Genomic DNA, 3,578 nt, shown 5'->3' with positions numbered 1-3,578 from the left:
GGGCTCACACTAACGCTCCTGGTTGTAGGTGCTGTCAGGACCGAAGCCCTGGCCGTTCGTTTCACTGCCTGCGTTGCGTCCGCGCTGGACGCCTCGGCGCAGGTTGCTCAGCCTGCCCCGCACGTCCTCGGGGGCGCGGGAGACCTGTGGGCCTCCCTGCGGGGTCGTCTCCGCGGCGCCCTCGATCAGGTTCGCCTTGGGCACCCGCCGGGGCAGACCGGAGGAGGTGACCCCGCCCGCCTTCGGTTTCCGGACCTGGGACGCCTGCTCCCACCGCTGGTCGTTTGCGGAGCGCCAGCCGTCACCCTGCTCCGTGGCCGACGACGGCTCCTGCGTCACGGGCTGCGGACGGCCGTTGCCGCCGTTCGCGGTGGAGCCGCGGCGGGGCAGTCCGGCATCCGTCAGGTCGTGGACGGCGGAGGGGGCCGGTCCTGGACGGTCGAAGCCTACGCGGTCGCGCTCACTCACGTCAGCGGCCTGCATGGATTCCGTATCCGGAGCGTAATCACCACGGTATGCGCTCTGGTAGTCGTCCCGCTTCGGCCAGTCCTCCTGGTACGAGGACTCCTCGAAGGCCGGGAACGTCTCCGGCGTGGTCGCCTGGGTCGCCGCACGGTTGTCCTGGACCGGCTCCGCGTAGGCGGGCTCCGGGTAGCCACCGGACGGGAAGCCGTCGCCCTGCGGCAGGCCACCGTTCGGCGCGTAGTACTGCTCCTCGTACGCCGCTTGCTGCTCCTCGTACGGGTGCTGTCCGTTGCCGTACGCGGACTGCTGTCCCTCAAACCCGTCCTGGTACGACGGGCGGGGCTCGTCGGCCTCCTGCGGGCGGCTGTGGCCCTGTGCCTGGGCCTCCAGGGCCGCACGACGCTCCTCGCGCATCAGCGAGCGCCCGACGGGGTCCAGGTCCCGGATGTCGTCCGGGACCTCCACATAGCGGCTGTCGTCGAAGCCGAGTTCCGCGGCCGTACGCATCGGCTGCGGGGCCCCGAAGTCCTCGCCCTGGAACTGCTGCTCCGGGATGATGTGCGAGACCGTGAACTCGTCGCGCTCCAGTGGCTGCTCGCCGCCACCGCCGTGGGTGATGGCGTCCGGGAGCATGACCAGCGACGTGGTGCCCGCCTGCTCGCCGGAAGGCCGCAGCTGGACCCGGATGCCGTGCCGGTCCGACAGCCGGCCGACCACGAACAGACCCATGCGCTGCGAGATCGCGGCGTCCACGGTCGGCGGGTTGGCCAGCTTGTGGTTGATGTCCGCGAAGTCCTCGGCCGTCAGCCCGATGCCCTTGTCGTGGATCTCGATCATGATCCGGCCGTCGGGAAGACGGGTGGCGGTGACGCGGACCTTGGTCTGCGGCGAGGAGAACGTGGTCGCGTTCTCCAGCAGCTCGGCGAGCAGGTGCACGAGGTCGGTCACGGCGCGACCGTGGATCTCGGCCTCCGGAACGCCGGACAGCTGGATGCGCTCGTACTGCTCCACCTCGGAGGCGGCGGCGCGCAGCACGTCGATCAGCGGGACCGGCTGGTCCCAGCGGCGGCCGGGCTCTTCGCCGGCGAGGACGAGGAGGTTCTCGCCGTTGCGGCGCATACGGGTCGCGAGGTGGTCGAGCCGGAAGAGGTTCTCGAGCTGGTCCGGATCGGCCTCGTTGTTCTCCAGGTCGGTGATCAGGGTCAGCTGGCCCTCGATCAGCGACTGGTTGCGACGCGAGAGGTTGGTGAAGATCGCGTTGATGTTGCCCCGCAGCAGGGCCTGCTCGGCCGCGAGCCGGACGGCCTCGCGGTGGACCTGGTCGAAGGCGCGGGCGACCTCGCCGATCTCGTCCGTGGAGGAGATCGGGATGGGCGCGACGCGGGTGTCGACACGGCCCGGGTCGGTGCGCGAGAGCTGGTCGACCAGCATCGGCAGGCGCTGTTCGGCGACGCCGAAGGCGGCGTTGCGCAGCTGGCGCATCGAGCGGCTCATCTGGCGGGCCATGAGGCTGGCCAGGATGAACGCGGCGAGCAGGGCGACGACGACGATGGCGCCCGTGACGAACGCGGACCGCTGGGCGTCGTCGGCGATGCTCGAGGCGTCCGCCACGGCCTTGTCGGCCAGGTCCGACTCGATCTGGCGGTAGGCGTTGTACTTGAGGGTGTTCACCGCCCACCAGTTGGCGGGGGTGACGCCCTGCGAGGCGAGGGCCCCGACGGCCTCCGGGGTCGGGGACTTCAGGGAGGCGAGCACCGCGACCATCACCGTGGGGTCGGACGGCGGCGGCACATAGGTCTTGCCCTCGGCCTTCGCCTTCTGGGCGGCCTGCTTCGCCAGGGCGGCGCCGTCGCTCTTCAGCTTGGTCGTGGCCTCATCCAGCTTCCTGGCGTCGGCCGCGGTGCCACCGCCGAGGTACTCCTCGACGGCGATGCCCTCGAGGTAGGTGTACGAGGAGAGGGCGACGCGCTGCTTGGCGAGGTCGGTGGCTTCGGGGCCCGGGCTGACCAGCAGGTGCATGCCGATCGAGCGTTCCAGGGAGAGTGCGGCCTTGGTGAGCGAGATGGCGTAGACGCTACGGCCGTAGCTGGTGATGTTGCCGGTGCCGAGGCCGAGCTCGTTGGCGAACTCCATCAGCGGGTGCGCGACCGCGACATAGCCCTCCTCGGTCTTCACGCCGGGGAGCTTGGCGGTGTAGGCAGCCTGCCGCAGTGCCGGCAGCTGCTTCTCGGCGTCGCGGAAGATGCCGAGGCGGCGCTCCAGGCCCGCCTTGTGCGGCATGTTCTGCGCGGCGCCGTTGAAGGCGGCGGCGGCCGCGTCGGAGGCGTCACGCACCTTCTTGACGGTCGCCTTGTCCTCGGCGGACTGGGCCTTGCCCTTCAGCAGGGGCGCCGCGGAGATGTCGCGCTCCTGATAGAGCGCGTCCGCATAGGACAGTGATGCCTGCACCAGTCGTGCGGTGTTCTCCGCGTCCTTTGCCTCCTGCCAGGTGTCTATCGAACTCCTCACCTGGAAGCCGCCCATGACCAGGCCCACCAGCACGGGTATGAGCAGGATCGCGTTCAGCCTCGTCGGCACGCGCCAGTTGCGCGGCGAGAAGCGGCTGCCCCTGGGCGGGAGAGCCGATGGCTCCGGGCCGGGCACTTGTGCGGGTGCCGCTCCGCGCGGCGGCGGGGTGAAGTTGCCCCGCGCCGACGGCTCGGGACCGTTCTTGCTTCGCCTCACTCGACCAACAACCTCTCGGCGACGGCACCTACGTCGTGCCGCGGTGTCTCAAGAGCCCTGTCTCCGACTTGTTCGTCCTTGACTACTGGGCAGTTCAGGCATTCCAGCACGTCAGCCTGCACCATTCCAAACACTCGGAAGTGAACGCTCCACTGGCTGAAAGCCCCAGATAAAACGGTCATAAAGAGCGAGCCCCGCCAAATGACGGGGCTTTTGTGAGCGCAGCGACACCGACTGACCGCGACGCGTGGCCATACCACTCGATATCTCTGTCGAAACGTTATGAACAGCGGGGCCGGCCGTGTCAAACGCCACAGCCGGCTCCCGCATATCTACGACAACTGCCGTATGATGCCGACGACTTGCGCTACCGCAGACGTGCCATGAGG

Annotated in this window: 1 protein-coding gene; it reads right to left on the bottom strand. The window is 69.4% G+C overall.

The annotated features are described in order from the left end of the window. Positions 1-9: 9 nt before the first annotated feature. Positions 10-3,189 carry a nitrate- and nitrite sensing domain-containing protein gene (locus VXC91_RS43510; protein ID WP_329512878.1) on the bottom strand — a complete coding sequence of 1,060 codons (3,180 nt, stop codon included), beginning with the start codon at positions 3,187-3,189 and terminating at the stop codon, positions 10-12. Positions 3,190-3,578: the final 389 nt, after the last annotated feature.

Origin of the sequence: Streptomyces chiangmaiensis (assembly GCF_036281785.1) — a bacterium.
Classification (GTDB): domain Bacteria; phylum Actinomycetota; class Actinomycetes; order Streptomycetales; family Streptomycetaceae; genus Streptomyces; species Streptomyces chiangmaiensis.
This window is presented reverse-complemented; position numbering and strand designations above follow the sequence as displayed.